This window comes from Nocardia sp. BMG111209, from assembly GCF_000381925.1.
GTDB lineage: Bacteria > Actinomycetota > Actinomycetes > Mycobacteriales > Mycobacteriaceae > Nocardia.
Genome location: NZ_KB907307.1, coordinates 4182635 through 4208401, shown reverse-complemented (window position 1 = coordinate 4208401; position 25767 = coordinate 4182635). Strand labels below are relative to the sequence as shown.

25 protein-coding genes and 1 pseudogene are annotated in these 25767 nt (G+C 70.2%); 20 read left to right on the top strand and 6 right to left on the bottom strand.

The window, feature by feature from the left end; genetic code table 11:
- Positions 1–60: 60 nt before the first annotated feature.
- The 3 genes from G361_RS0119390 to G361_RS0119380 are packed head-to-tail and all read left to right on the top strand — an operon-like array spanning position 61 to position 2098.
- A complete protein-coding gene (locus tag G361_RS0119390) occupies positions 61–969 on the top strand; it encodes an LLM class F420-dependent oxidoreductase (protein WP_019928768.1) in 909 nt (302 codons plus the stop codon).
- A gap of 1 nt (position 970) precedes the next feature.
- On the top strand, positions 971–1384 hold the full coding sequence (locus G361_RS0119385; RefSeq protein ID WP_019928767.1) for an MmcQ/YjbR family DNA-binding protein: 414 nt from the start codon (positions 971–973) through the stop codon (positions 1382–1384).
- A gap of 54 nt (positions 1385–1438) precedes the next feature.
- Entirely contained in the window at positions 1439–2098 is a 660-nt protein-coding gene (locus tag G361_RS0119380; protein ID WP_019928766.1) for a bifunctional 2-polyprenyl-6-hydroxyphenol methylase/3-demethylubiquinol 3-O-methyltransferase UbiG, read from the top strand.
- A 3-nt stretch (positions 2099–2101) separates the two neighbouring features.
- Here the strand turns inward: G361_RS0119380 and G361_RS0119375 are convergent, their stop codons facing one another.
- Positions 2102–2773 carry a class I SAM-dependent methyltransferase gene (locus G361_RS0119375; protein ID WP_026343238.1) on the bottom strand — a complete coding sequence of 224 codons (672 nt, stop codon included), beginning with the start codon at positions 2771–2773 and terminating at the stop codon, positions 2102–2104.
- Between the two features lie 73 nt (positions 2774–2846).
- Here G361_RS0119375 and G361_RS0119370 point away from each other — a divergent pair, with 73 nt between their 5' ends.
- Positions 2847–3728 (top strand): AraC family transcriptional regulator, encoded by an 882-nt coding sequence (locus tag G361_RS0119370; RefSeq protein WP_019928764.1) that lies wholly within the window; start codon positions 2847–2849, stop codon positions 3726–3728.
- A 10-nt stretch (positions 3729–3738) separates the two neighbouring features.
- Positions 3739–4011, top strand: coding sequence for a hypothetical protein (locus G361_RS49555; protein WP_155981510.1), 273 nt, complete (start codon positions 3739–3741; stop codon positions 4009–4011).
- Here G361_RS49555 and G361_RS0119360 read toward each other — a convergent pair.
- Positions 4003–4854 carry a ribokinase gene (locus G361_RS0119360; protein WP_026343237.1) on the bottom strand — a complete coding sequence of 284 codons (852 nt, stop codon included), beginning with the start codon at positions 4852–4854 and terminating at the stop codon, positions 4003–4005. The genes G361_RS49555 and G361_RS0119360 overlap by 9 nt on opposite strands.
- A 175-nt stretch (positions 4855–5029) precedes the next feature.
- On the opposite strand from G361_RS0119360, the gene G361_RS0119355 reads away from it, so the two are divergent.
- The 10 genes from G361_RS0119355 to G361_RS0119310 all read left to right on the top strand — a co-directional run bounded on the left by G361_RS0119355 (position 5030) and on the right by G361_RS0119310 (position 15891).
- The gene (locus G361_RS0119355; RefSeq protein ID WP_019928761.1) at positions 5030–6313 is read left to right on the top strand and encodes a glutamate-5-semialdehyde dehydrogenase; all 1284 of its coding nucleotides are present in this window, start codon (positions 5030–5032) and stop codon (positions 6311–6313) included.
- Between the two features lie 173 nt (positions 6314–6486).
- Positions 6487–7368 (top strand): MoxR family ATPase, encoded by an 882-nt coding sequence (locus tag G361_RS0119350; RefSeq protein WP_019928760.1) that lies wholly within the window; start codon positions 6487–6489, stop codon positions 7366–7368.
- Positions 7368–8822 carry a VWA domain-containing protein gene (locus G361_RS0119345; RefSeq protein ID WP_019928759.1) on the top strand — a complete coding sequence of 485 codons (1455 nt, stop codon included), beginning with the start codon at positions 7368–7370 and terminating at the stop codon, positions 8820–8822. Before G361_RS0119350 ends, G361_RS0119345 begins: the two co-directional genes overlap by 1 nt.
- Positions 8823–8876: 54 nt before the next feature.
- Positions 8877–9548: a nicotinate-nucleotide adenylyltransferase gene (gene nadD / locus G361_RS0119340; RefSeq protein WP_081635426.1), complete on the top strand. Its 672-nt coding sequence runs from the start codon at positions 8877–8879 to the stop codon at positions 9546–9548.
- A gap of 28 nt (positions 9549–9576) precedes the next feature.
- A complete protein-coding gene (gene rsfS / locus G361_RS0119335; RefSeq protein WP_019928757.1) occupies positions 9577–9975 on the top strand; it encodes a ribosome silencing factor in 399 nt (132 codons plus the stop codon).
- 56 nt (positions 9976–10031) lie between these two features.
- Positions 10032–10709, top strand: a complete 678-nt coding sequence (locus G361_RS0119330; RefSeq protein WP_052172832.1) for a histidine phosphatase family protein — start codon at positions 10032–10034, stop codon at positions 10707–10709.
- 859 nt (positions 10710–11568) lie between these two features.
- Complete coding sequence (octT, locus tag G361_RS49550; protein ID WP_026343233.1) at positions 11569–12336, top strand: diglucosylglycerate octanoyltransferase; 768 nt, start codon at positions 11569–11571, stop codon at positions 12334–12336.
- 58 nt (positions 12337–12394) lie between these two features.
- Positions 12395–13228 (top strand): DegV family protein, encoded by an 834-nt coding sequence (locus G361_RS0119320; RefSeq protein WP_026343232.1) that lies wholly within the window; start codon positions 12395–12397, stop codon positions 13226–13228.
- A 127-nt stretch (positions 13229–13355) separates the two neighbouring features.
- Positions 13356–14303 carry a ComEA family DNA-binding protein gene (locus G361_RS51620; RefSeq protein ID WP_026343231.1) on the top strand — a complete coding sequence of 316 codons (948 nt, stop codon included), beginning with the start codon at positions 13356–13358 and terminating at the stop codon, positions 14301–14303.
- A gap of 31 nt (positions 14304–14334) precedes the next feature.
- Positions 14335–15891, top strand: coding sequence for a ComEC/Rec2 family competence protein (locus tag G361_RS0119310; protein WP_019928752.1), 1557 nt, complete (start codon positions 14335–14337; stop codon positions 15889–15891).
- Positions 15892–15903: 12 nt separating this feature from the next.
- Here the strand turns inward: G361_RS0119310 and G361_RS0119305 are convergent, their stop codons facing one another.
- A complete protein-coding gene (locus G361_RS0119305) occupies positions 15904–16590 on the bottom strand; it encodes a TetR/AcrR family transcriptional regulator (RefSeq protein ID WP_231386923.1) in 687 nt (228 codons plus the stop codon).
- A gap of 122 nt (positions 16591–16712) precedes the next feature.
- Between G361_RS0119305 and G361_RS0119300 the strand changes: the two genes are divergently transcribed.
- The 4 genes and pseudogenes from G361_RS0119300 (at position 16713) to G361_RS0119290 (ending at position 19724) form a co-directional block, all read left to right on the top strand.
- Positions 16713–17543 carry a mycofactocin-coupled SDR family oxidoreductase gene (locus tag G361_RS0119300; RefSeq protein ID WP_019928750.1) on the top strand — a complete coding sequence of 277 codons (831 nt, stop codon included), beginning with the start codon at positions 16713–16715 and terminating at the stop codon, positions 17541–17543.
- Positions 17540–19018 carry an aldehyde dehydrogenase family protein gene (locus G361_RS0119295; protein ID WP_019928749.1) on the top strand — a complete coding sequence of 493 codons (1479 nt, stop codon included), beginning with the start codon at positions 17540–17542 and terminating at the stop codon, positions 19016–19018. The genes G361_RS0119300 and G361_RS0119295 overlap by 4 nt, the downstream gene beginning before the upstream one ends.
- A 59-nt stretch (positions 19019–19077) precedes the next feature.
- Positions 19078–19422, top strand: a pseudogene (locus G361_RS51850) (phosphotransferase); the annotation flags it as partial.
- Between the two features lie 50 nt (positions 19423–19472).
- On the top strand, positions 19473–19724 hold the full coding sequence (locus G361_RS0119290; RefSeq protein ID WP_019928748.1) for a hypothetical protein: 252 nt from the start codon (positions 19473–19475) through the stop codon (positions 19722–19724).
- A 64-nt stretch (positions 19725–19788) separates the two neighbouring features.
- Here the strand turns inward: G361_RS0119290 and G361_RS0119285 are convergent, their stop codons facing one another.
- The gene (locus tag G361_RS0119285) at positions 19789–20739 is read right to left on the bottom strand and encodes an alpha/beta fold hydrolase (RefSeq protein WP_019928747.1); all 951 of its coding nucleotides are present in this window, start codon (positions 20737–20739) and stop codon (positions 19789–19791) included.
- 118 nt (positions 20740–20857) lie between these two features.
- Positions 20858–21343 carry a MarR family winged helix-turn-helix transcriptional regulator gene (locus G361_RS0119280; protein WP_019928746.1) on the bottom strand — a complete coding sequence of 162 codons (486 nt, stop codon included), beginning with the start codon at positions 21341–21343 and terminating at the stop codon, positions 20858–20860.
- 292 nt (positions 21344–21635) lie between these two features.
- On the opposite strand from G361_RS0119280, the gene G361_RS0119275 reads away from it, so the two are divergent.
- Positions 21636–24920, top strand: a complete 3285-nt coding sequence (locus tag G361_RS0119275; RefSeq protein ID WP_019928745.1) for a carboxyl transferase domain-containing protein — start codon at positions 21636–21638, stop codon at positions 24918–24920.
- A 6-nt stretch (positions 24921–24926) separates the two neighbouring features.
- Here G361_RS0119275 and G361_RS0119270 read toward each other — a convergent pair whose 3' ends face one another.
- A complete protein-coding gene (locus G361_RS0119270; RefSeq protein ID WP_196814510.1) occupies positions 24927–25766 on the bottom strand; it encodes a transglutaminase family protein in 840 nt (279 codons plus the stop codon).
- Position 25767 lies beyond the last annotated feature (1 nt).

Sequence of the window (25767 nt, the reverse complement as noted above, 5' to 3'; positions counted from 1 at the left end):
GACCGGGAATAGGCTGATCGCGACCATCGGTACCCGCCAGCCCGCGACACGGAGGCCCACATGCGCATCGGCATCATGCTCGATCAACCGACCGGACCGGACGCGCTGCGTTCCCTCACCGGCGAACTGCAGCGCGCCGCCGACGAGGGGTTCCGATCGGCGTGGCTGTCGCACATCTTCGGACTGGACGCGCTGACGGCGCTGGCGGTGGCGGGCAGCCGGGTGCCCGGTATCGAGATCGGCACCGCGGTGGTGCCCACCTATCCGCGGCATCCGGGTGCGCTGGCCCAGCAGGCCCGCACCACCGCGCTGGCCGTCGGCCCGGGACGGCTCAGCCTGGGGATCGGGCTGTCGCACAAGATCGTGATCGAGAACATGTTCGGTTACGACTTCGAGCGCCCGGCGCGGCACATGAAGGAATATCTGGCGATCCTCGGGCCGCTGCTGGCCGACAAACCGGTGTCGTTCACCGGCGAGACGCTGCGCGCCAACCTCGCCCTGTCGATCCCGAACGAGGACCGGATCCCGGTGCTGCTGGCCGCGCTCGGCCCGCAGATGCTGAAATTGGCCGGCCGGGAGACCGACGGCACCGTGCTGTGGATGACCGGTCCGATCACCGTGCGCGAGCACATCGCACCGGTGGTCAACGCCGCCGCCGAGGCGGCCGGTCGGCCCGCACCGCGCATCGTCTGCGCGCTGCCGGTCTGTGTCACCGACGATCCGGAGCCGGCCCGGGAACAGGCCGGCGCGACCTTCGCCGCCTACAACCAGCTGCCGTCCTACCGGGCGATGATGGACCACGAGGGCGCGGCGGGCCCGGCCGATCTGGCGATCATCGGCACCGAGGATCAGGTGGCCGAGCGGATCCGGGCGGTCGTGGCGGCCGGCGCCACCGAATTCGTCGCCGCGCTGTTCTCCCCGGGCAACGGGGTTCGCACGCGCAAACTGCTTGCCACACTGTCGGATTGACATGACCGCGCGCGCCACCATCGAGGATGTGCACGCGACGTGCCGGGCCATGCCGCACGTCACCGTCGAGCACGGTCCGAACGACAATCCGGTCTACCAGGTCGGGCGCAAATCGTTCGTGTTCTTCCGCACCCCGCGGCCGGATGCCGTCGATCCGGCCACGGGGGAGCGGTATCCGGACGTCATCGTGATCTGGGTGCCCTCGGAAGCGGACAAGCTTGCGCTGGTACAGGATCCGGATCTGCCGTTCTTCACGACCGCGCACTTCGACGGCCATTCCTCGGTACTGGTGCGGGCCGCCCGGATCGGTGAACTGAGCCGGACGGAGCTGGTCGAGGTGCTGCAGGACGCGTGGCTGTCGCGCGCGTCGGCGACCCGGGGCAGGAAATGGCTCGCCGAGCACCGGACCGAGTGATCCACCGCACGGAAATCTTGACCTCGAGTCCGCTTCAGGATGCAGGCTGGTCGCATGACACAGCTACCGGAGTTCTGGAATGTCGCCTACGACAACGACACCGCGCCCTGGCTGATCGGTGAGCCGCAGCCGGCGATCGTCGGCCTGGAGGCCGCGGGCCTGATCCGCGGCCGGGTGCTCGATCCCGGCTGCGGCGGTGGGGAGCACACGATTCTGCTGACCCGCCTCGGCTACGACGTCCTCGGCGTCGATCTGTCGCCGAGCGCCGTCGCCTACGCGAGCCGCAACGCGGCCGAGAAGGGGGTCCCGCAGGCCCGGTTCCGGGCGGTGGACATGCTGCGGATCGGCACCGACCCCGAAATCGCCACCGCGCTGGGACATTTCGACACCATCGTGGACAGCGCGCTGTTCCATGTGTTCCGCGAGGATCCGACCGCGCGCGCCGCGTACGTGGACGCCCTGCACACCCTCGCCGCACCCGGTGGCGTGGTCCACATACTGGCCCTGTCGGATGCCGGGCCCGGATTCGGTCCGCGGATCAGCGATACGCTGATCCGCGAATCCTTCACCGCGGGCTGGGATATCGAGGAACTGCGGGCCGCGAGCTATCGGGGTCGTGCCGATGTGGCGCCCGCCGGGACGGCCGGTCTCCCGGTCGGCGCCGACGGTACGGTCGAGGGCGCCGCCTGGCTCGCGCGCATCCGCCGGCTCTGACCGTCAGCGTTCGGGACGCGTGGCCTGGTAGTAGGTCAGGCGGCCGATCACCCGGTGTGGCTGCGAGGCGACCTCGCGGCATTCGAAACCCGCGGCGCGCAGCAGGTCCGGGATGCCGTCGCCGAGGTTCCGGACGGCATGGGGATTGTTCAGCATCATGCGGCCCAACCGCCCGTCGGACTCCTTCAGGTGACCACCGACGTCGACGACGTGCAGCCGCCCGCCGGGGCGCAGCACACGCAGGGCCTCGGCCGCGGTGGCCGTGCGGATGTCGGTGTCGAGATGGTGCAGCATCAGCGACGACAACATGCGGTCGAAGCTCTCGTCCGGATACGGAAGGTCCTGGGCGTAGGCCTGTTCGAAACGGATGCCGCTGAGCCCCTTGGCCTTTCGCTGGGCTCGGACCAGGGCCCGGGGGTCGGGATCGGAACCGATCACCTCGGCGCCGGGTTGTTCGCGTTTCGCGCGGATCGTGAGATTGCCGGTGCCGCAGCCGATTTCGAGCACCCGCTGACCGGGCGCCAGGTCGGCCTGGTCGACCAGGCGCGCATGGAGGGCGGGGGCGCCCAGCGCCCGGCTGAGCAGATCGTAGGCGGGCAGCAGGGAGTGCAGGCCGGCGGCGGGCAGATAGTCCTGCCGCTCGTGGGTCACGGAATTCGGATGATGTTCGGTCATGAATCCCATGGTCGGACGGTCCGGACGGCGGTAGTGCTCGGATTCTCGGCAGAAATGGGACTATCTTCGGTTCATGGCCGAGGTGACGCGGGTGGTCCGCCATCAGCGCGGGGTGCCGGTGCACGACTACCGCGCCGGCCCGGTCACGCCGCCGGTGACGGTGCTGCGTGCCCTGCCCGGGCACTTCCCCCTGAGCCGTCCGCACATCCACGATTTCCCGGTGCTCTGGTATCGGCGCAGCCCCGGCGTCGTCTACGTGATCGCCGCCGGTGCGGTGGTCGACGCCGGTGCCGTGGATACCGTCGATCAGGGTGTCGGCGTGTTCTTCGACCCGGCGATCCTCGGCGGCGAGGCGCGGATGCCGTGGCCCGCGTGGCGAGCGCATCCGCTGTTGTTCCCCTTCCTGCACGGCCGGCCCGGTGGACTGCTGCTCCTCGAGATCCCGCCGGACCGGCTCGGTTTCTGGGATGTCACCACCACCGCCATCGAGACCGAGGTCCGGCGGCACGACGAGGGCTACCGGCAGGCGGCGACGGCGTATCTGACCCTGTTGCTGGTCGATCTGGCCCGGCTGGCGGCCGATGTGGTCGGCGATCTGCGCCGCAGCGGCGAGCCGCTGCTCGCCGCGGTGTTCGAGGTGATCGATCAGCAGTTCGCACAACCACTTTCGCTGCGGGACGTGGGCCGCGCGGTCGGGCTGACGCCGGGTCATCTGGCCACCGTGGTCCGGCGCCGCACCGGCCGCACGGTGGTGGAGTGGATCGCCGAGCGGCGGATGACCGAGGCGCGGCGGCTGCTGGCCGACTCGGATCTGCCGGTCGCCGAGGTGGCCCGCCGGGTCGGGATCGCCGATCCGGGATATTTCACGAGGTTGTTCCGGCGTGGCCACGGGATGACACCGCGGCAGTTCCGGGGTGGTCAGGGTTCGCGGGCGTGGTCGGGACCGGATATATAGACTTCGGCAGGTGACCCAGAGCCGTAGAGTCCAAGGCCCGCCGCGGCGTGAAGGCAGGCCCGCCGCCCACGACAGTGGACCGGGTAATCGCGCCGCCGCGCCCACCGGCGCCCGCCGCACCTTCGGCACTCCGGATCTGTTCGTGTGGTTCCCGGTGATCGGGATCCTGCTGGCCGCCGGCCTCGTCGCGACCATCGGGGCCTCCATTCTGCTCGGCGTGGTGCTGGTGCTGGTGGCGATCGTGCTGGTGGTCTTCGAATCGTGGGCCAACCGCTCACGGTAGGGCGCGCTCGATCTCGGCGCGGGACGGAATGGCCACGCTCGCACCGAGTTTCGTCGTGGCGAGGGCGCCCGCGGTACACGCCCAGGCCAATGCCCGCTCCGGGCCCTCGTGCCAGTGCGCCGCCAGCACGCCGGTGAAGGTGTCGCCGGCGCCGGTGGTGTCGACGACGCGCACCGCGATACCGGGATGGCTGAACTCCCCGCCGGGACCGCGATACCGTGCGCCCTCGGCGCCCCGGGTGACGACCAGATGCGGCACCGTGTCCAGGGCCGTGCCCAGGCGGTACGCCTCGCCCTCGTTGACGATCGCGATATCGACCGCCGCCCACATCTCGGTCGGAAGATCCTGTGCCGGTGAGGGATTGAGGAGCACGGTGGTGTCGTGCGCCCGCGCGTGCCGGGCGGCGGTGAGCACCGTGGGCACCGGGATCTCCAGCTGGCACAGTAGTACGTCGGCCTCCTCGATGGTGCGCAGATCCGGCGCCGCCAGATCGCTGAGCCCGGAGTTGGCGCCGCCGACGACGATGATGCTGTTCTCGCCGGCGGCGTCGACCACGATCGAGGCGACCCCGCTGGGCCCGGTCAGCGACCGCAACCGCTCGATGCCGACCCCGGCCTCGGCCAGCACCTGACGCAGCTCACCGGCGAAGACGTCGTCCCCGACCGCGCCCACGAACTCGACCTCGGCGCCCGCCCGCCGGGCCGCGATCGCCTGATTGGACCCCTTGCCGCCGGGTACGGACTCGAACCCGGAACCGAGCACCGTCTCACCCGGATCCGGCCGCCGTTCGGTCGTCGTGACCAGGTCCATATTGATGCTGCCCACCACAGCGATCCTCGCCATGCAGGCACCCTAGCCCGCCGCCGGGCCGCCGCCGAGCACTCTTCGACTCCCGCACCCGGTTGCGGAATCCGCACACTTTTTCGGTGGGTATCGAGTGCGAAAACACTTGGGATTTCAGGGAAAGAGTGCGGCTGCGCCGTCGCGCTTCGCGGCGGCGGGACCGGTCAGTAGGCTGATGGGCATGACTGCTCCCACTGCCACCGAATCGGACCGCGTCGGCGATGTCCGCGCGGTGGTGCACGACGCGGCGCGGCGCGCACGGGTGGCGTCGCGCACGCTCGCCCAGCTGACCACCCAGGCCAAGAACACCGCACTGCACGCCGCCGCCGATGCCCTGCTCGCCGCGAAGGACCGGGTCCTCGCGGCCAATGCGGAGGACATCGAGCTCGCGAAGGCCGGCGGCACGGCCGATTCGCTGCTCGACCGGCTGCGGCTGACCGAGGCCCGGATCGACGGCATCGCCTCCGGGCTGCGGCAGGTCGCGGGGCTGCCCGATCCGGTCGGTGTGGTCGTGCGGGGGTCGTCGCTGCCCAACGGCCTGGAGATCAAGCAGGTCCGGGTGCCGCTCGGTGTGGTCGGCATGGTGTACGAGGCCCGGCCCAATGTCACGGTCGACGCGTTCGGGCTGGCGCTGAAGTCCGGTAACGCGGCGCTGCTGCGCGGCTCGTCGTCGGCCGCGCGCTCCAATGCCGCGCTGGTCGCGGTGCTGCGCGGCGCACTGGCCGGTCAAGGCCTGCCCGAGGACGCGGTGCAGCTGCTGCCCAGCGCGGACCGCTCCAGCGTCACCCATCTCATCCAGGCCCGTGGCCTGGTCGACGTGGTGATCCCGCGCGGCGGCGCCGGGCTGATCAACGCGGTCGTCCGCGATGCGCAGGTGCCGACCATCGAGACCGGTACCGGCAACTGTCACGTCTACGTGCACGCCGCCGCCGACCTCGACATGGCGGAATCCATCCTGCTCAATTCGAAGACCCGCCGCCCGAGCGTGTGCAACACCGCGGAGACGGTGCTCATCGATCGGGCCGTCGCCGAGGTCGCGGTGCCGCGGCTGATCGGCGCGCTGGAAGGGGCGGGCGTCACCGTCCACGGCGATCTGCCGGGCCTGGTTCCGGCCACCGACGAGGACTGGGCCGACGAGTACCTCTCGCTCGATATCGCGTTGAAGGTCGTCGACGATCTGGATGCCGCCGTCGAGCACATCGATCACTGGGGTACCGGGCATACCGAGGCCATCGTCACCGGCGATCTGCGGGCGGCGCGTGAGTTCACCGCCCGGGTCGACGCGGCGGCCGTGATGGTCAACGCTTCGACCGCCTTCACCGACGGTGAGGAGTTCGGCTTCGGCGCCGAGATCGGCATCTCGACGCAGAAGTTGCACGCTCGCGGCCCGATGGCGCTGCCGGAACTGACCTCCACCAAGTGGATCGTCTGGGGCGACGGTCAAACCCGTCCGGCCTGATCCCGCGCCGCCGCGGCGGCGCAGGAGTGCTCGCCGTCACACCGGGTATCTCAGTGACCGGGTGTGTGTGTAACTTCGAGAGTGGAGTTCTTACGGTGCATACCCGCGTGTGCCCGGCGGCCCGCGGGCCGGTAGCGTAGGGAGTGAGTGATCGCTCACTCTGGAGGAGGACCGTGACGGTGCAGAGCGCAGTGCACGAGCCGATCTTCACCTCGGTCGACGATGTGATCGACCGTTTGGCGACGACCGGATATCTGGCCGACAAGGCGACAGCCACCTCGGTGTTCCTGGCCGACCGGCTGGGCAAACCGTTGCTGATCGAGGGACCCGCCGGCGTCGGCAAGACCGAATTGTCCCGGGCGGTGTCCCAGGTCGCCGGCGCCGAGCTGGTACGCCTGCAGTGCTACGAGGGGATCGATGAGGCGCGGGCGCTCTACGAGTGGAACCACGCCAAGCAGATCCTGCGCATCCAGGCGTCCAGTGAGAACGGCTGGGAGGAGACGAAGTCCGACGTCTTCAGCGAGGAGTTCCTGCTGTCGCGGCCGCTGCTGACCGCGATCCGGCGGGCCGACCCCACGGTGCTGCTCATCGACGAGGCCGACAAGGCCGACGTCGAGATCGAGGGCCTGATGCTGGAGGTGCTCAGCGACTTCGCGGTCACCGTCCCCGAGCTGGGCACGATCACCGCCACCCGGCGACCGTTCGTCGTGCTCACCTCCAACGCCACCCGCGAATTGTCCGAGGCGCTGAAGCGGCGCTGCCTCTATCTCTACATCGACTTCCCGGACGAGGAGCTCGAGCGACGGATCCTGGCCAGCCGGGTGCCCGACCTGCAACCGGCGGTGGCGGCGCAACTGGTGCGGATCGTGCACGTGTTGCGCGGAATGCAACTGAAGAAGCTGCCGTCGGTCGCCGAATCCATCGACTGGGGTCACACCCTGCTCGCCCTCGGGCTGAAGGACCTCGACGACAAGACCGTGCGCGCCACCCTCGGCGTCGTGCTGAAACACCAGAGCGACCATCAGCGCGCGCTGTCCGAGCTGAAGCTGGCCTGATGCTCGGCGGCAAGCCCCGGCCCCCGGTGCCGCCGAACGCCACCGACACCGTGCTGAACCCACCCGAGCACGGGCTGCCCGGTCATCTGATCGGGTTCGTGGAGGCGATGCGCGCCAAGGGAATTCCGGTCGGTCCCTCGGAAACGGTCGACGCCGGCCAGGTGCTCACCGTGCTCGATCTGATGGATCGCGAGATGTTGCGCGAGGGGCTGGCCTGCTCGCTGCTGCGCCGGCCGTCGCAGCGGGCCACCTTCGACGGCCTGTTCGATCTGTGGTTCCCCGCGGCCCTCGGTGAGCGCACCGACGCCCTCGATGTGGAACTGCCGCGCGCCGCCGACGGTTCGATCGACATCCTCGCGCTGCGCCGGATGCTCGCCGAGATGCTCGCCGCCGATCCGACCCCGGAGCAGCAGCGGCAGTTGCAGGCGCTGGCGGCACAGATGGTCGAGCAGATGGGCCGGTACGACTCGCTGAAGGGCCCGTCGTTCTCCGCGTACCAGACGCTGAAGGACGTCCAGCCCGAGGTGCTGATCAGCAAGATCCTCGCAGGCCTCGCCGCGGGTATGGACGATTCCGATTTCGACACCGAGGTCGCCCGCCGCGCCGCGCGCGAGCGGGTGCAGAGTTTCCGCAGCACCGTCGAGGCGGAGACCCGCCGCCGCGTCGCGGAACGCCTTGGGCGGGAACGGGTTTCGTCCTACGGGGTGCAGCGGCAGGCCGAGGATGCCGACTTCCTCCGGATTTCGGAGGCCGAGCTGGCCGAGCTGCGCCGCAGCGGTCAGCGGCTGGCCCGGATACTGGCCTCGCGGCTGGCCGCGCGCCGCCGCCGGTCCCGTCGCGGCGAGATCGACCTGCGCAAGACGCTGCGCAAGTCGATGTCCACCGGCGGCGTCCCGATCACCCTGGCCACCCGCAAACCGCGGCCGGGCCGGCCCGATCTGGTGCTGCTGTGCGATATCTCCGGGTCGGTGGCCGGATTCTCGAGTTTCACCATGCTGCTGGTCGACTCGCTGCGGGAGCAGTTCTCCCGGGTGCGGATCTTCGCCTTCGTCGACCGCGTCGACGAGGTGACCCACCTGTTCGACCAGACCACCCCGCTGGACCAGGTGACCAGGCGCATCTTCACCGAGACGAACGTGGTCGGGATCGAGGGGCACTCCGACTACGGCACCGCGCTGAAGGGCTTCGCGGCGGATTTCCCGGAGGCCGTGACCAGCCGGAGTTCGCTGCTGATCCTCGGCGACGCCCGCACCAACTATCGCGATCCCGCGCTGGGCACGCTGGAGCAGCTCGTCGACACCGCCAAACACGCCTACTGGCTCAACCCGGAGGCCGAGAAGATGTGGGGCACCGGCGATTCCGCGGCGAAGCGGTATGCCCGGGTGATCGAGATGCACGAGTGCCGGTCGGCCCGGCAGCTCACCGCCGTGGTGAGCCGGCTGCTCCCGGTCTGACGGAGGCACGAGGGTGACTCGGCGTGTTGTGCGCTCGGGCGGGCCGGGGCGCGGATGGCCCGGCCAGTAAGCTCGGCGGTTGTGCAAGAGACAGGCCGCCGCAAACTGGGCGTGATGGGCGGAACCTTCGACCCGATCCACCACGGCCACCTGGTCGCGGCCAGCGAGGTCGCCAATCGGTTCGATCTGGACGAGGTGATCTTCGTCCCCACCGGCCAGCCGTGGCAGAAGACCGCGAAACAGGTCAGCGCCGCGGAGGACCGTTACCTGATGACGGTGATCGCCACCGCCTCCAATCCGCGGTTCTCGGTGAGCCGTGTCGACATCGACCGGGGTACCCTCACCTACACCGTCGATACCCTGCGTGACCTGCAACGGCAGTATCCAGACGCCGACTTGTACTTCATCACGGGTGCGGACGCGCTGGCCAACATCCTGACATGGCAGGATTGGGCGGAATTGTTCGAGCTGGCGAAATTCGTCGGCGTGAGCCGTCCGGGATACGAACTGAATACCGATCAATTGGAGCAACACCTGCGGGATGCCCCACCGGATGCGCTCACCGTCATCGAGATCCCGGCTCTGGCGATCTCGTCGAGCGAGTGCCGGCGTCGCGCCGCCGAGGGGCGGCCGGTGTGGTATCTCGTTCCGGACGGCGTCGTGCAGTACATATCGAAGCGGCACCTGTACGTGCCGGGAGGGAACGGGAAGGTGGCACAGGCATGAGAGGTCGGGCGCGAACTCGGGGTACCGCATGACGGCGACTGCCGATGCGGTCGAGATGGCACGGGTCGCCGCACGGGCGGCCGACGAGAAGCTGGCGGTCGACGTGGTGGTGCTCGACGTGTCCGAGCAGCTGGTGATCACGGATTGCTTCGTGATCGCCTCGGCCCCCAACGAGCGGCAGGTCAACGCGATCGTCGACAACGTCGAGGAGAAGCTACGCCTGGCCGGGCACAAGCCGGTCCGGCGGGAGGGCACCCGCGAGGGCCGCTGGGTACTGCTGGACTACGTCGAGGTCGTCGTGCACGTCCAGCACAGCGACGAGCGCAATTTCTATGCGCTGGAACGGCTCTGGAAGGACTGCCCGGTGGTCGAGGTGGAGGGTGTCGGCGCCCCGCAGCCGGCGGACGGTGCCGGAGAGACCGCGTGAATCTGGTTCCCGACGAGGGGACCTCCCCTCCACAGTACGACGACGAGTCGCCCGAGATCGGCCTCGCTCGGCGGGCGAGCCGTCATGCCCACGTGCGTCGGCTGATCCTGCTCCGGCACGGGCAGACCGAGTGGAACGCCTCCGACCGCATGCAGGGGCAGATCGACACCGACCTCAGCGAGGTGGGCCGCGGGCAGGCGAAGGATGCCGCCCGCGAGCTGCTGTCCCACGACGCGATCGCCATCGTCGCCTCGGATCTGCGCCGGGCCTACGACACCGCGGTGGCCCTGGCCGACCACACCTCGCTGGATGTGGTGCGTGATCCGCGACTACGCGAGACCAGTCTCGGCGAGTGGGAGGGCCTCACCCATCACGAGGTCGACGCGCGGTATCCGGGCGCGCGGCTGACCTGGCGGATGGACGCCGGCTTCACCCCGCCGGGCGGGGAGAGCAAGCTCGAGGTCGGCGCCCGCGCGCTGCCGGTCGTGAGCGAGCTGTTTGCCGCGCGCGGTGACTGGCCCGGCCGTACCATCATCCTCGTCGCGCACGGCGGGCTGATCGCAGCGCTGACCGCTGCGCTGCTCGACCTGCCCCGAGAACACTGGCCGATCTTCGGTGGACTGGCCAATACCAGTTGGGTGCAACTGAGCAGCCACGGTCCCAGCATGGAGCAGCCCGGGTGGCGGCTCGATGTATGGAACGCGGCGGCGAAGGTAGCTCCTGATGTCCTCTGAGAACCTGTCTTCCGACGACCGGGACGAACCGGTCCGGCAGGTGACCGATGAACTGATCCGCAAGGCGTCCGAGGGGCCGGTACGGCGCCTCCCGGACGCGTTGTTCGGCGGACCCGCACCGGAAACGGTTGCGCGCCGGGCCGATCGGCCCGACGGCGACCCCGGTGTGGTCTCCGACGAACTCTTGCGCAAGGCCTCCAGCGGGCGGATCCGGCAGCTGCCGGACCTGCTGTTCGGTGGCCCCTCGACGGAGGCCGTTGCGCGGCAACGGGATTCCGGCGCGGTGGTGACCGGATCCGGCGAGGTCGGCGGCGATACGGCCGGGGCCGGTCCGCCGGACGCGGACGACGACTTATCCGCGTTACCCACGGCCCCCGTTGCGGGGGCCGACGAAATTCTCGACCCGGCAGCGGATTCCGCTGCCGACATCGCGTCGACCGCGGTCGGCGCTTCCGGTGGTACGGCCGCCGCGCACGGTACCGGTTCGTCCGGCGAGCCGGACCTGCCGGATGACGCCGTCGATCCCGCTCACCCCGCGCCGCACGGCGCGGGGTCGGCCGGTCCGGCCGGCGTGACGGAAGCCGCTGCCGGACCACACGATTCGATCACGGCCGCAGCCGGGCACGCCGATACCGACGCCGACCCGGCCGGAGACGAAGGGGTACCCGTGCCCGATGCCGAACTCGGCAGTGCGACCGGGAAGGACGATGCGCCCGCAACGGATGAGCGCCACGCCGGGTCGCGGGACGCTCTCGCGGTCGCCGGCGAAACCGCAGCGCCGACAGGCGAATCGGACCGCGCGCCCGGTACCGATGTGGCGGTGACCGGCGGCGACTGTGCCGTATTCGGTGACGAGGTCGTGCCGGCCGCCGCGGGCGAAAGCGACGCCGGCGCAGCGGATTCCGGGCGGCCGGTGCTGGTGGTGATCGCCGATTCGCTGTCGTATTACGGCCCGAAGGGCGGCCTGCCCGCCGACCACAGCCGGATCTGGCCGAATCTGGTTGCCGCCGAGCTCGATTGGGATGTCGAGCTGGTGGGCCGGGTGGGCTGGACCTGCCGCGACGCCTACTGGGCACTGATCGGCGACCCCCGGGTGTGGGCGGTCGTGCCGCGCGCGGGTGCGGTGGTGTTCGCCACCGGCGGTATGGATTCGCTGCCCTCGCCGCTGCCGACGGCGCTGCGGGAACTGATCCGGTACGTGCGGCCGCCGGGGCTGCGCCGGGTGGTCCGGGGCGGTTACCAGTGGTTGCAGCCGCGGCTGTCGAAACTGGGTCGTCCGGTGGCGTTGCCGGCGCGGGTCAGCGTCGAATATCTGGAACAGTCGCGACAGGCGCTGGTGCAGTTGCGGCCCGAACTGCCCGTGGTGGGTGTGCTGCCCTCGGTGCACATCTGCGACGCCTACGGCCGGGTGCACGCCGGGCGCGAGCCGTCGGTGCGCGCGTTGACCGAATGGTCCGCGAAAACCGCTGTGCCGCTGGTCGATCTGGGTGAGGCCGTGCGTGATCACGTGTTCGCCGGTGAGGGCAATCCGGACGGGATCCATTGGGGCTGGGAGGGTCACGCCGCCGTCGCCCGCGCCATGGTGAAGGTGCTGTCGGAGGTGTGCGCCACCGAGGACCCGGCATGAGCCGGCCGGGGGCGACAGCGGGGCGTTCCCTGCGCAGCGCGCGGAGGAGCGGATAGGCGTGGCAGTCGTGGTGGTGACGGATTCGTCCGCGAGCCTGCCGGCCGAATCGGTCGACGAACTGGGGATCGTCGTCGTGCCGTTGCATGTGCTGGTGGACGGCCGGGAGGTGACCGATGGGGACGAGATCGACTACTCGTCCACGACGGTGACGACCTCGGCCCCCTCGCCGGGTGAACTGTGCGCCGCCTACCGCCGCGCGCTGGCCCTCAGTGCGGGCGACGGCGTTGTGGCCGTGCATCTTTCGCGGCAGCTGTCCGCGACCTGGGAGGCCGGCCGGCAGGCCGTCCAGGAACTGGACGCCGGAGATCGAGTGCGCCTGGTGGATTCGCTGAGCGCCGGACTGGGCACCGGGCTCGCGGTCCTGGCGGCGGCCCGGCAGGCCCACGCCGGTGCTTCGCTGGAGCAGGTTTTCGCGGCCGCGCAGTCGGCGGCGGCCCGCGGTCGTGCCTTCATCATGGTGAACCGCACCGAGCAACTACGCCGCGGCGGCCGATTGAGCACGGCCGCCGCGTTCTTCGGCACCGAACTGGTGACCAAACCTCTGCTGCAACTGGTCGACGGCCGGCTGGAACTGCGGGAGAAGGCCCGGACCCGATCCAAGGCGTACGCGAAACTCGTTGCGGCGGCGGTGGATGCGGCCGGCGGGGACGGCGCGGCCGTGGCCGTTCAGCATCTCGGCGCGCCCGAGGCCGCGGAGACCATCGTCACCCGGCTCATCGAACTTCTGCCCGGCATCCGGGAATTGATCACGGCCGAATTCGGGCCGAGTCTCGCTGTCCACCTCGGCGCCGGCGCGGTCGGCGTGCTGGTCGTGCCCGGCGGCTGCGACTGAGCCCGGACCTGCCCGACCGACGGTGGGCCGGGCGTGTTGTCCACAGCGGGAGCGCTGTCCACAGGTGACCTGAATCGCCTGGTCGAGCCCGGAGTCCGACAGGTTCCGGCTGCCTATGGTGACCGGCATGGGGCGAGAAGACGAACGCAGGCGGGTACGGGAACGGCTGGGGGCGCTGGACGCCGCCAAGTTCGGTTCGGGGCCGCGGGCCGTGCCGGACGGTCGCTGGGATCATGCGGAGTTCGACGCCACGGAATCCGACGACCCGGACCGCGAGGACGAGCGGTGGGACGAGATCGCGGCGCCGGCGAATCCGCCGTGGCTGAGCGAGCCGGTCGGCAGTATGTCGATGTGGCATCGGCGGCTGGTGCCCGAACGGTTCCGGGGGATCCGGCTGGATCCGGGCCGCCGCGGCGTCCTGGTACTGGGCGCGTTCGCGGTGGCCGCGCTGGTGGTCGCCGTCGCGTCCACCCAGTCGGAAGTGCCGGTGGTGCAACCGGTTCCGCCGTTACCGGCGGCTCGCGCGGTGGCGGTCACCCCGGCGCAGCCGGCGCCGGTCGCCGAGACCACATCCGCTCCGCCGTCGCGCACCCGGGCGGTGGAACTGGTGATCAGCGTGGTCGGGCAGGTGGAACATCCGGGCCTGCTGCACATGCCGTCGGGCTCGCGGGTCGCCGATGCGGTGTCGGTGGCCGTCGCGAAGGAGGGCGCCGATCTGGCGACCCTGAATCTCGCCCAGCGCCTGGCCGACGGTGATCAGGTGGTGGTGGGTGTGCCCGGTTCGCCCGCCGGGCAACCGCGGCTCGGCAGTGTGGTGCTGTCCGGCCATCCACCACCCGGACCCGGCCGCGGGACCGGATCCTCCGGCACACCTGTCGCACCCGTGCGGATCGACCTCAACACCGCCACCGAGTCCGATCTCGACGATCTGCCGGGGGTGGGGCCCAGCACCGCCCGCGCCATCCTCACCTGGCGTACCGAGCACGGCCGCTTCGGCACCGTCGATCAACTCGCGGAGGTGCCCGGCATCGGCCCGTCGAAACTGGAGCGTTTGCGCGCGCTCGTCACGGTGTGAACACCCGCGAACCGACAGGGAGGAGAATCCGATGACCCCCGATCGTTCCGGCGGCAACGACCGTGAACCGGTCACGCCGCCGCTGGACGCGCGCCTGGTCCTGCCCGCGATCGCCGGCTGGGCCGCGACGCTGATCGCGATCGTGGCGGGTGCGCACACGGGTCTGCTGCTGGCGGCCGGCCTCGCGATCACCGCCGTCGCCACGGCCGGATGGCTGTTCCGCCGCGGTCGCCGGCGGGCGATCGCCTCGGTGCTGCTGGCCGCGGTGCTGACCGCCGCGGGTTTCGCGCTGGCGGGCGCCCGGCACGAGGCGCGGGCCGCGGCGCACCCGCTGCGTCACCTCGACGAGGGCACCCGGCTCACCGCGGTCGCGGTCCCGGCCGACGATCCGAAACCGTTGCCCGCCAGGCCGTTCGGCGCCCGGCAGTGGATGATCCGGGCCGAATTGCGCGAGTACCGGCTCGGCCCGGATCCGGTGCGGGTGGGTGGCACGGTACTCGTGCTGGCGCCGGCCGGGGGCTGGTCGGCGCTGCTGCCGGGTCAGGAGGTGAAATTCCGTGCCCGACTGGAACATCCGTGGCGGCACGACCTGACCGTCGCGGTGCTGCGCGCGCAGGGACCGCCCACCGCGGTCGCCCCGGCGCCCTGGTGGCAACGGGTGGCAGGCGCCATCCGCGGCCGGCTGGCGGCATCGGCGGCGCGGGCGCTGCCCGCCGACGCCGCGGGCCTGCTACCCGGGCTGGTGGACGGCGACATCTCGCGATTGCCCGATCGGGTGCGGGAGAACTTCCGGGAGACCGACCTGACGCATCTGGTCGCGGTATCCGGTACCAACGTCACGATCATCCTGATGGCGGTGTCGAGGTCGGTGGAGCGGTTCACCGTCGACCGGCGGCTGGGCATCGTGATCTCGGCTGTCGCGTTGCTGGCGTTCGTGATCCTGGCCCGGCCGTCGCCCTCGGTGCTGCGGGCGGCGCTGATGGGGGCGATCGCGGTCCTCGCCACCGCGATGGGGCGACGCAAGCAGGCGCTGCCGGCGCTGTGCGCCGCGGTCGTCGGACTGCTCGCCTGTTGCCCGGAGTTGGCCCTGGACATCGGATTCGCGCTGTCCGTGCTGGCGACCGCGGCCTTGATCGTGCTGTCGCCCGGCTGGTCCCGGTGGCTGGAACGGCACGGCTGGCCGCATCGCCTCGCCGAGGCCTTCGCGATCGCCGCCGCGGCGTTCCTCGTCACCACCCCGTTGCTGGCGGCGCTCACCGGTCACGTCGGGTTGCTCGCCGTCCTGGTGAACGTCCTGGTCGAACCGGCCATCGCCCCGATCACCATCCTGGGCACGCTGGCCGCCGTCGTCGCCTGTGTCTGCCCGCCGCTGGCCGATATCCTGCTCCGGCTCACGATCCTGCCGCTGCGATGGTTGTTGTCGGTCTCCGAACACGGTGCGTCGCTGGGCATTTCACTGCCCGTCCCGGACGGGGTCACCGGCGGCGCAGTCACCGCGGCCGTCGCGGCCTCGCTGGTGGCGGTGCTGGTCCGGCTGAGTCACCGTGCGCCGGCAGCGCGCGGGCCCGACCGGGATCCGGGCGGCTGACCGGACGCGGGTTCACGGCAGGGCGCGCAGGGTGGGCCGGTCGGCGGGTGCGGAGCGCAGCGTGGCGAGTGTTTCCGCCGACGGGGGAGCGGACAGCTGGGCGACCAGGGTGTCGAGCAACTGACTCACGTGCAACGCGAACGGGGTGATGCGCATACCGAGCGTCCGCATCCGGTGGCGGTCCGCGCACACGTGCAGACAGGTCCCCGAGGCCTGGTGAATCCTGATGTCGCGCAACGGTTGTGGCACGTCGGTGATGAGGGCGCCGACCCGGGCGTAGTAGGCGCGCTCGGATTCGCGGTGGGTCTCCGGCAGCGTGTCGAGCGGGTGCATCTCGCGCACGAGTTGTTCGAGGAAGGGCAGGTAGTAGCAGTCCTCGTCCTCGCCGAGCTCCATCAGCGGCAGTTGGTGCGCCTCGACGACGCGACGCAGATCCTCCGGGGGCAGCCGGGCTTCGAGCAGGGAGCGGCGGCGGGTCAGGTCCTCGACGCGGTTGACCAGGATGGCGTCGATGAGGCCCTGTTTGGAGCCGAAGTGGTACTGCACGGCCGATTTGTTGGCCATCCCGGCCTCGCTGCCGATCTGCCGCAACGGCACGCCGTCGAGGCCGTGCCGGGCGTAGAGCCGTTCCGCGGTGAGGATCAGCTGCTGCTTCGCGGAACGGCCGACGAAGGGCATCGACTCGGTCATGTGGTTCATCAAACCACTCTGGACAGCACTAAGGCACATGACTTACAGTTCGGTCGATCACATTAGAAATCAGTAGCGGGTCTGATCGCGGCAGGCGGTCGCCGCTCGCGGATCCGGGAAGAGAGCACCACATGGCAGGACTCGAGGGGCGCGTCGCGTTCATCACCGGCGCCGGACGCGGTCAGGGCCGCGCACACGCGGTACGGCTGGCCCGGGAGGGCGTCGACATCATCGGGATCGATATCTGCGCGGACATCGCCTCGATGACCTACCCGAACGCCACCGAGGCCGACCTGGCCGAGACCGCGAAACTCGTTGCGGAACAAGGCCGGACGATGGTCGCGCGCAAGGCCGACGTGCGCGACTTCCACGGTCTGCGGGCCGCGTTCGAGGAGGGCCACGGGGAGTTCGGCCGGGTCGACATCATCATCGCCAACGCCGGCATCATCCGGATGGGGACGGAATCGGAGGATTTCCTCGCCGACTGGAAGGACGTCATCGACACCAATCTCACCGGCGTGTATCACACCGTGCGGGCCGCGCTGCCGGAACTGCGGGCCGGTGGCCGCGGCGGTTCCATCGTGATCACCAGTTCCACCGCCGGGCTGAAGGCCTCGCCGTCGTTGTTCGCCAGCGGCAACGCCTACGCCTCGGCGAAACGCGGGGTGGTCGGCCTGATGCAGGGTCTCGCGGGATATCTTGCGCCCGAATGGATTCGGGTGAACACCATCCATCCGACCGGGGTCGCCAGCGGCATGACCCAGAACGACGCCATGCGCGCGCTGATGGCACAGGCCGCCGCCGGGGGCCAGAACTCGATCTCGGGAATGCAGAACGCGCTGCCGCTGCCGATGCTCGAGGCCGAGGATGTCGCCAACGCGGTCGCCTACCTGGTCTCCGACGAGGCGAAATTCATCACCGGCATCGAATGGCCGCTCGACGCCGGATTCATGGTGCGATGAGCATGACCGGCACACCGACGGCCGCCACCGACACCCTGCCCACCGGCCTGCTCATCGGCGGCGAGTGGGTCACCGGCTCGTCGGGCGGCACCTACGACCACATCTATCCGGCCGACGGCCGGCCCAACGCGACCGTCGAACTGGCCGGCGACGCCGAGATCGACGCCGCGGTGCGATCGGCGTGGCAGGCCCACCGCGAGTGGATCTCCTACACCCCGGAACGCCGCCGCGACCTGATGATCGCGCTCGCCGACGCCATGCGCGACGATATCGAGCGGCTCGGGCGCCTCAACGTCCACGACTTCGCGGTGCCGATCGTCATGAGCCCCGGCCACGCCGCGCTGGCCGAGGGCTTCATCCGCTACTACGCCGGCTATGTCGACAAGGCGACCGGCACCAGCACGCCGGTGTCGAACAAGTTCGACGTCAACCTGATCGAGCACGAACCCTACGGCGTGGTCGGCATCATCGCCCCGTGGAACGGTCCGCTGGTCGTCATCGGGCTCAATGTCGCGGCCGCGCTCGCGGCGGGAAATGCGGTGGTACTCAAGCCATCCGAGATCTCGCCGTTCACGCCGTTGCGGTTCGGCGAACTCTGTCTACAGGTCGGCATGCCGCCCGGCCTGGTCAATGTGGTGCCGTCGGGCCCCGACGGTGGCGCCGCGCTCGTCCGCCATCCCGGGGTGCGCAAGATCCACTTCACCGGTGGCGGCCACACCGCGCGGGCGATCATCACCACCGCCGCGGCGAATCTCACCCCGGTGGCCACGGAACTCGGTGGTAAATCGGCGAATATCGTGTTCGCCGACGCCGACCTCGACGCCGCTGCCCGCTTGGCCGCGTTCCAGGGACCGCTCGGCCAGGCCGGGCAGAGCTGTGCCTGCGGCAGCCGCATCCTGGTCGAGGCCGCCGTCTACGACGAGTTCATGGCGAAATTCCTCGCTGTGGTCGCCGCCGCGCCGGTCGGCGACCCGTTCGATCCGGGCAATCTGGTGGGACCTGTGGTCAGTCAGGCCGCCACCGACCGGATCCTGCAGGTCATCGACCGCGCCGTGGCGGATCGGATGGGCGAGCTCGTGACCGGCGGCCATCGCCTCGGCGGCGATCTCGCGGCCGGTTACTACCTCGAACCCACCGTATTCGCCGATGTCGACAACCGCTCGCCGCTCGCGCAGAACGAAACCTTCGGCCCGGTGGTGTCGGTCATGCGATTCACCGACGAGGCCCAGGCTGTGGCGATCGCCAACGACACCACCTTCGGCCTCAACGCCTTCGTCCAGACCACCGATCTGACCCGGGCCCACCGCATCGCCCGGCAACTCGAATCCGGCTCGGTCTGGATCAACCGCAACAGCGACATCTCCCCGCAGAGCCCCTACGGCGGATACAAGCAGAGCGGCACCGGCCGCGCCGGTGGCCTGGAAGGGCTGCGCGAATTCCAGCAGGTCAAGAACATTCGCATCGGAATGCCGTGACGTCCTGCCGGTAACGCGGACGATCGTGGCGGCGAGCCCATATCCTGGCGATATGGGGGGTGCCGGCGCGGTTCGCGGAGGTCGCGGCCGCCGTGCTGCCCGGCCGGGATCCGGTGACCGGATCGCTGGTGCGTGGCGGTTCGCACGCCGTGGTGCTGTTTCCCGGGTACGCGGTGGTGCGGATCGCCGAACGGCCGAATGCGGCCGAACTGCTCGAGCGGCGCGTGGCATTGCTGAATCGGCTTGCCGCACTGTCTCTTCCGTTCGCAGTACCGCGGCCGTTGTCGGATGTCGCCACCGTCGCGGGCCACACCGCCGTCGCGTCGACCTGGATACCCGGCCGTCCGCGTGAGCGTGGCGAACCGGTCTGCACCGCCGATCTCGGCGGCCTGCTGCGCGCATTGACCGAAATCGACTGTGCGGCAATGGCGGACGTGCTCGGGGAGGCGCACGAGTGCTGCGGTGGGAACTCGCTCAGGCCTTCGATCCCGCTGTGGATGTCGCATGTCTGTCGTGGTTCGGCTGGGACGCGGCGGCCCGGTGTGCGGACGCGACCACTCTCGTCCGGGTCCGCACGTGGTATCGGACGTTCGGCCTCGAGCAGGTCGGCGTCGCGATACTCGCGGCGGCGCCGGATGTGCTGTCCCGCACCATCGTTCGTACCTGCGAATGGCTGGACCGCACGTCGGAGCGGCCGAGTCGGTGAATCCGAGGCCGTCGCCGAATCGCGGGTGCAATGTATCGCGGGTGCAATCAGCGCATCAGGATCCTCATCGGCCGGTGGGTGCGATCGGTGTCGTGCCCAGCACGCCGGAGTACCAGTGCGCCAGCCGATCCCACAGGATCCGCCGGGTGGCCGCCATATTGTGGCAGTGTGCGCTACCGGTCAGCGCGTAGACGGTGATGTCCGGACTGTTCGGGTAGAAACTCGCTTCGCGCTGCGGGTCCGGTGACACGTCGACGGCTCCGTAGCCCAGGAATACGGGGACATCGACGGCGGCCGCGGCGTCGCGGCCGATACCCGGCACCGACGCTTCGGCGCCGGATCTGCGGGGCACCACGGTGAGGGTGGTGGCGTCGTCCACGGTCACCACCTGCTCCGGCACGTCCGCCAGGTGGAACCAGGACCGCATCGGCGCCCGGTCCGCGGGCTGTGCGTATCGGTGCGGGAACACCGCCACCATCCGCTCGACGAGTTCCGCACGACCCCTGGGGGATTCGGCGGCCGCGGCGTCCTCCGGGCCGAGCGGTCGTTGCGCCACATACTGATTGGTGGTGCCGAGAATGGCCAAGCCCACATAGCTGCCGTGCGCTGCCTGCTGGTACATCGCGACGTAGCCACCCAGTGAATGGGCGATGCACAGGGCCGGCGCGTACTGCCCGGTCATCGCCGGGACGGCCGCCACCGCGGCGGCGGCCGCCGCGGCCTGGTCGGCGAGCCCGATCTCGCGGTCCGGCCGGCTGCTCGCGCCGGTGCCCAGGTGATCCAGCGCGATCACGGCGTAGCCGCGTGCCGCGGCATCCGTGGCGAAGCTGTAGTCGTCGAATTCCGGGACCCGGAGATCGAAGTAGCCGCGATCGTAGGTGCCGCCGGGCAGGCAGACGAGCACCGCCGGCGCCTGCCCGCCACCGGCCGGTGGGAAGTAGGAGGCGGCCAGCCGCGCCGGCTCCCCGACCGCCGCACTGACGTCGAACTCGATCCGTTGCGGCTGATCCGTCATGATCTTCCTCCCGCTGCGTGCCGCGTCTGCGCCACAGGGCGAGAATATCGTTCTCGTAAATCGGAAGTCTTGATATCCGCCGGATCTGGGGTACCGCAGGCCGGGAAGATCCCCGAGGTCACTGGTCGGCAGGACCGCCGTCGATGGTGTTCAGATGGGTGGAGAGGTCGTCGACGAGGCGGCCCAGGAGATGAACCAGCTCGCGCTGATCGGCCTGCGACCAGCCGGTCAGCGCCTGGTCGAACCAGCCGTCGATGACGTGCAGATAGCGGCCGACCAGCTTCTCCCCCTCGGGGGTGAGGGTGATCAGGCGAGCGCGCTGATCGTCCGGGTCGGCGATGCGCCGCACCAGACGGCGCTTCTCGAGTGCGTTCAACTGCCGGGTGACGTGCGGCCCGGCGACCTGCATCCTCGTGGCGATCTCACCGACGCGCATGGCCCCCTCGGCGGATTCGAGGATCACCAGGATCGTGATCGCCGGCCGCTCCAGGGTGATTCCGGCCGTGGCCGTGGCGGTTTCGAACAGTTGCCCGCGACTCAGCGTGCTGCTGAGTTGTGCCATGCGGGGCAGCAGCCCTTTCAGTGCCTCGTTTCCGCTGGTCATCCGTCCACCTCTATTGGATACCTAAGTTAGGTATATTGTAGCTGCATCCCGATCGGCCACCCCCACGGGCTCATGGTCGAAAATAGATACCTAAGGTAGGTAATAGAATGGAATAATACGACCGCCGATGCCTCTGCTGCCCTGAACCTCTGGTCCCTGATTGCTGACCTGAGATCGGTGGCGACCGTGGGCCGAAAGCCGGATGGTCTCCTCGCGCCTGGTTCATGCGTGAAGGGCGCGGATCGGTGGTGCCTCGGTGTCGGTTGTCCGGTTCGGATGCGAAGCTGTGGGCATGCGCGTCGTGGTGGCCAATCGGGGTGAGATAGCGGTCCGGGTGTTGCGGACCGCTCGGGAGCGGGGCTGGTCGACGCTGGCGCTGTATACCGCTGACGAGGCCGGGAGCCTGCCGGTGCGGCTGGCCGATGAGGCGGTGCAGTTGCCGGGTCGGGGTGCTGCCGCCTATCTGGATGTTGCCGCGGTGGTGGCGGCCGCCGCGACGGCGGGGGCGGGTGCTTTCGTGCATCCGGGCTATGGATTCCTCAGTGAGAGTGCGGCATTGGCCGAGGCTTGTGCGGCGGCGGGGCTCGTGTTCGTCGGGCCCGGTCCGGAGGCGCTGCGAGTCTTCGGGGACAAGGTGGCGGCCCGGGGTGCGGCCGAGCGGGCCGGGGTTCCGGTGGTCCCGGCGACGGCCGCCGGGGCCGGGCCGGAGGAGATTGCGGCGTTGCTGGGGGCCCATCCCACCGGTGTGATGGTCAAGGCCGTCGCCGGTGGTGGTGGGCGCGGGATGCGGCCGGTGCGGGATCCGGGGCAGGTGGCCGAGGTGTACGAGCGGTGCCGGGCGGAGGCGCGGGCCGGATTCGGTGACGACACCGTGTATGCCGAGGCGCTGGTGACCGGTGCGCGGCACATCGAGGTGCAGATCGTCGCCGACGGTGTGGACGCGGTGGCGCTCGGTGATCGCGATTGCAGTGTGCAGCGGCGTCATCAGAAACTGATCGAGGTGGCGCCGGCGCCGGACCTCGATCCGGAGGTGCGGTCCGGGCTGCATCGTGCGGCGGTCTCGCTCGCCCGATCGGTGGGCTGCCGAGGCGTGATCACCGTCGAATTCCTGGTCACCGCTTCGGGTTTCCATTTTCTGGAGGTCAATCCCCGGTTGCAGGTGGAGCACACCGTCACCGAGGAGGTGACCGGGGTGGATCTGGTTGCCGTGCAACTGGATCTGGCCGAGGGGCGGGTGCTCGGGGAGCTCGATCCGGCGGTGAGTGCGGGGGCCGTGCCGCGCGGTTGTGCGGTGCAGGCCCGGGTCAATGCCGAGACCAGTGCCGTGGACGGCACGCTCCTACCGAGTACCGGTGTGCTGGAACGGTTCTCGGCCCCCACCGGCGTCGGTGTGCGGGTCGACACCGCGGCGCGGACCGGGATGCGGCAGACGGCGCAGTTCGATCCGTTGCTGGCCAAGGTGATCGCGCGCGGGCCGTCGTACGGATCGGCGCTGCAACGATGTGCCGATGCGCTGTCCGAACTCGAAGTGGTCGGTGTGCACACCAATGCCGCGCTGGTGCGGGCCGTGCTGGCCGAACTCGCCGGTACCCGGCCGGTCGACACTACCTGGTTCGAACGCCACCTCGGCGAATTGTCCGCTCGGGCGGACGAATACGTTCGGACATCGGACCGCGAAGGGCATTCGTCGGAGCACGGTGGCGTAGCGGCCGACCGCGGTGGCGCGGGGAACGGTGTCGGTGCTGCCGCGAGCAACGGTGGCGTGGGGAACCATCCCGTCGCCGGGGAGGACGGACTGCACGACGGGGAGGCCGTGCTGCGGTCGCCGATGGGTGCCACCGTGGTGACGCTGGTCGAGCCGGGGGCCGTGGTGGCGGCGGGGGCCGAGGTTGTCGTGCTGGAGGCGATGAAGATGCAGCATGTGCTGCGTGCCGAGCAGGCGATGCGGGTGGTGCGGCATGCGGTCGGGCCGGGGGATGTCGTCGATCCGCGGTCGGCTCTGCTGGTCTGGGTCACCGCCGAGCACGACGGGGTTTCGGCGGAGGTTGCCGATGTCGATCTGGATTCCGTGCGCGACGATCTGGCCGAGGTGCTGGCGCGGAACGACGCCACGCACGATGCGGCGCGGCCCGCGGCGGTGGCCAAGCGGCATCGGCTGGGGCGGCGGAGCGCGCGCGAGAACATCGATGATCTGGTCGATTCGGACAGTTTCGTAGAGTACGGCGGGTTGGCCATCGCGGCGCAGCGGGCCCGGCGCAGTATCGAGGATCTGATCGCCAATACGCCCGCGGACGGTCTGGTCGCGGGGGTCGCCACGATCAACGCCGATCGGTTCGGCGCCGAGGGGTCCCGGGCCGTGGTGATGTCGTACGACTACACCGTGCTGGCCGGGACGCAGGGTATGCGCAATCACGGCAAGACCGATCGGATGCTGGAGCTCGCGCGCGAGCAGGGGCTACCGGTGGTGTTCTTCACCGAGGGTGGCGGCGGGCGGCCGGGGGATACCGATCACGGTGGGATTTCCATGTTGGATGTCACCACCTTCCGCACCATGGCGGCGTTGTCGGGCCGGGTGCCGTTGATCGGCATCGTGTCCGGGCGGTGCTTCGCCGGAAACGCTGCGCTGCTGGGTATGTGCGATGTCGTGATCGCCACCCCGGACGCGAATATCGGTATGGGCGGGCCGGCGATGATCGAAGGTGGTGGGCTCGGGGTGTTCACGCCCGAGCAGATCGGACCCGTGGACGTGCAGCGGCGCAACGGGGTTGTGCACGTCGTCGCCGGAGACGAGGCCGAGGCCGTGGCGGTCGCGCGGCGGTATCTCGCCTACTTCCAGGGGACCACCGCGGAGTGGACCGCGCCGGATCCCCGGCTGGCCCGGCACGCGGTGCCGGAGAACAGGTTGCGCGCCTACGACATTCGCGCCGCGATCGAATCCGTCGTGGATGTGGATTCGATGCTCGAGCTGCGGCGGGACTGGGGGATCGGGGTGGTCACCGCCCTGGTTCGGGTGGAGGGCCGCGCGTTCGGGCTGATCGCCAACGATTGCGGGCATCTCGGCGGCGCCATCGACGCACCGGCGGCCGACAAGCTCGGGGCGTTCCTCCGGTTGTGCGGGGCGCACGGACTGCCGATCGTCTCGCTGTGTGACACACCGGGATTCATGGTCGGACCGGATGCCGAGGAACAGGCCACGGTCACCCGGTTCAGCCGGTTGTTCATCGATGCCGCGGCGCTGTCCGTGCCGTTCGGCACGATCGTGGTGCGCAAGGGGTACGGGCTGGGGGCACAGGCCATGGCGGCCGGATCGTTCCGCGCGCCGGATTTCGTGATCGCCTGGCCCACCGGCGAAATCGGCGGGATGGGGCTGGAGGGCGCGGTGCGGCTGGGGTTCGCCAAGGAGCTCGCCGGGATCGCCGATCCGGCGCAGCGGCAGGCGGCCTTCGACGAACTGGTCCGGCTCGCCTCCGCCAACGGCAAGGCGCTCACCGCCGCAACGGTTCTCGAACTCGACGCGGTGATCGATCCCGCCGACACCCGCCGGTGGATCCGCACGCTGCACCGGCCCCCGGCGTGATACGCCTCAGGCGAGGCGGGTGACCTCCACGACCACCTCCAGGTCGGTGGAGCCGTCGCCGGAGAAGATGCCCTTCAGCGGCGGCACGTCGGCGTAGTCACGGCCGACGCCGACGGAGACGTGCTGTTCGTTGATCGCGACGTTGTTGGTGGGGTCGTAGCCCCACCAGCCGCCGGTCCACGCCTCCACCCACGCGTGCGACTGGCCGGCCACGGATTCGCCGATCGCCGCCGACGGCTGCGGATGCAGATAGCCGGAGACGTAGCGGCTGGGAATTCCCATGGCGCGCAACAGGACCAGGGTCAGGTGCGCGTAGTCCTGGCAGACGCCCTTGCGTTCGGCGAAGGCCTGCACCGCGGAGGTGTGCACGGAGGTGGTGCCGGCGAGATAGTCCATCTCGCTGTGCACCCATTCGGCCGCGCGCACCACGGCCTTCGCCGGCGGCACCGCGCGCGACAGCTGGCGGGCGACGGTGGCCAGGCGCCGGTCGCGGGGCACGTATTCGGTGGGTTCCAGCAGCTCGTCGAAGCGGTCGATGATCTCCTCGGTCTGTAGATTCTCCCAGGACAGCTCCTCGGTGGGACCGCCGTCGGGTTCGGTCTCCACCACCGACGCGCCGGTGACCTCCAGCTCGGTGTGCGGTGCGTGCAGGTCGAAGGCCGTGACCTGGGTGCCCCAGTAGTCGGCGTACCGATAGGACCGGGTCGACGGCACCGTCTCGACCCGGTTGAGGATCACCGTCTGCCGGCTGTCGGCGCGCGGTGTCAGGCGCGCCTCGTTGAACGACCGGGTCACCGGAGCGTCGTACACGTATCCGGTGGTATGGACCACCCGCATCCGCCACATG

Coding starts and splice junctions, on each gene's coding strand:
- G361_RS0119390 (WP_019928768.1), top strand. CDS start 61: ATGCGCATCGGCATCATGCTCGATCAACCGACCGGACCGGACGCGCTG.
- G361_RS0119385 (WP_019928767.1), top strand. CDS start 971: ATGACCGCGCGCGCCACCATCGAGGATGTGCACGCGACGTGCCGGGCC.
- G361_RS0119380 (WP_019928766.1), top strand. CDS start 1,439: ATGACACAGCTACCGGAGTTCTGGAATGTCGCCTACGACAACGACACC.
- G361_RS0119375 (WP_026343238.1), bottom strand. CDS start 2,773: ATGACCGAACATCATCCGAATTCCGTGACCCACGAGCGGCAGGACTAT.
- G361_RS0119370 (WP_019928764.1), top strand. CDS start 2,847: ATGGCCGAGGTGACGCGGGTGGTCCGCCATCAGCGCGGGGTGCCGGTG.
- G361_RS0119360 (WP_026343237.1), bottom strand. CDS start 4,854: ATGGCGAGGATCGCTGTGGTGGGCAGCATCAATATGGACCTGGTCACG.
- G361_RS0119355 (WP_019928761.1), top strand. CDS start 5,030: ATGGGCATGACTGCTCCCACTGCCACCGAATCGGACCGCGTCGGCGAT.
- G361_RS0119345 (WP_019928759.1), top strand. CDS start 7,368: ATGCTCGGCGGCAAGCCCCGGCCCCCGGTGCCGCCGAACGCCACCGAC.
- nadD (WP_081635426.1), top strand. CDS start 8,877: ATGGCCCGGCCAGTAAGCTCGGCGGTTGTGCAAGAGACAGGCCGCCGC.
- rsfS (WP_019928757.1), top strand. CDS start 9,577: ATGACGGCGACTGCCGATGCGGTCGAGATGGCACGGGTCGCCGCACGG.
- G361_RS51620 (WP_026343231.1), top strand. CDS start 13,356: ATGGGGCGAGAAGACGAACGCAGGCGGGTACGGGAACGGCTGGGGGCG.
- G361_RS0119310 (WP_019928752.1), top strand. CDS start 14,335: ATGACCCCCGATCGTTCCGGCGGCAACGACCGTGAACCGGTCACGCCG.
- G361_RS0119305 (WP_231386923.1), bottom strand. CDS start 16,590: ATGAACCACATGACCGAGTCGATGCCCTTCGTCGGCCGTTCCGCGAAG.
- G361_RS0119300 (WP_019928750.1), top strand. CDS start 16,713: ATGGCAGGACTCGAGGGGCGCGTCGCGTTCATCACCGGCGCCGGACGC.
- G361_RS0119295 (WP_019928749.1), top strand. CDS start 17,540: ATGAGCATGACCGGCACACCGACGGCCGCCACCGACACCCTGCCCACC.
- G361_RS0119285 (WP_019928747.1), bottom strand. CDS start 20,739: ATGACGGATCAGCCGCAACGGATCGAGTTCGACGTCAGTGCGGCGGTC.
- G361_RS0119280 (WP_019928746.1), bottom strand. CDS start 21,343: ATGACCAGCGGAAACGAGGCACTGAAAGGGCTGCTGCCCCGCATGGCA.
- G361_RS0119275 (WP_019928745.1), top strand. CDS start 21,636: ATGCGCGTCGTGGTGGCCAATCGGGGTGAGATAGCGGTCCGGGTGTTG.
- G361_RS0119270 (WP_196814510.1), bottom strand. CDS start 25,766: ATGTGGCGGATGCGGGTGGTCCATACCACCGGATACGTGTACGACGCT.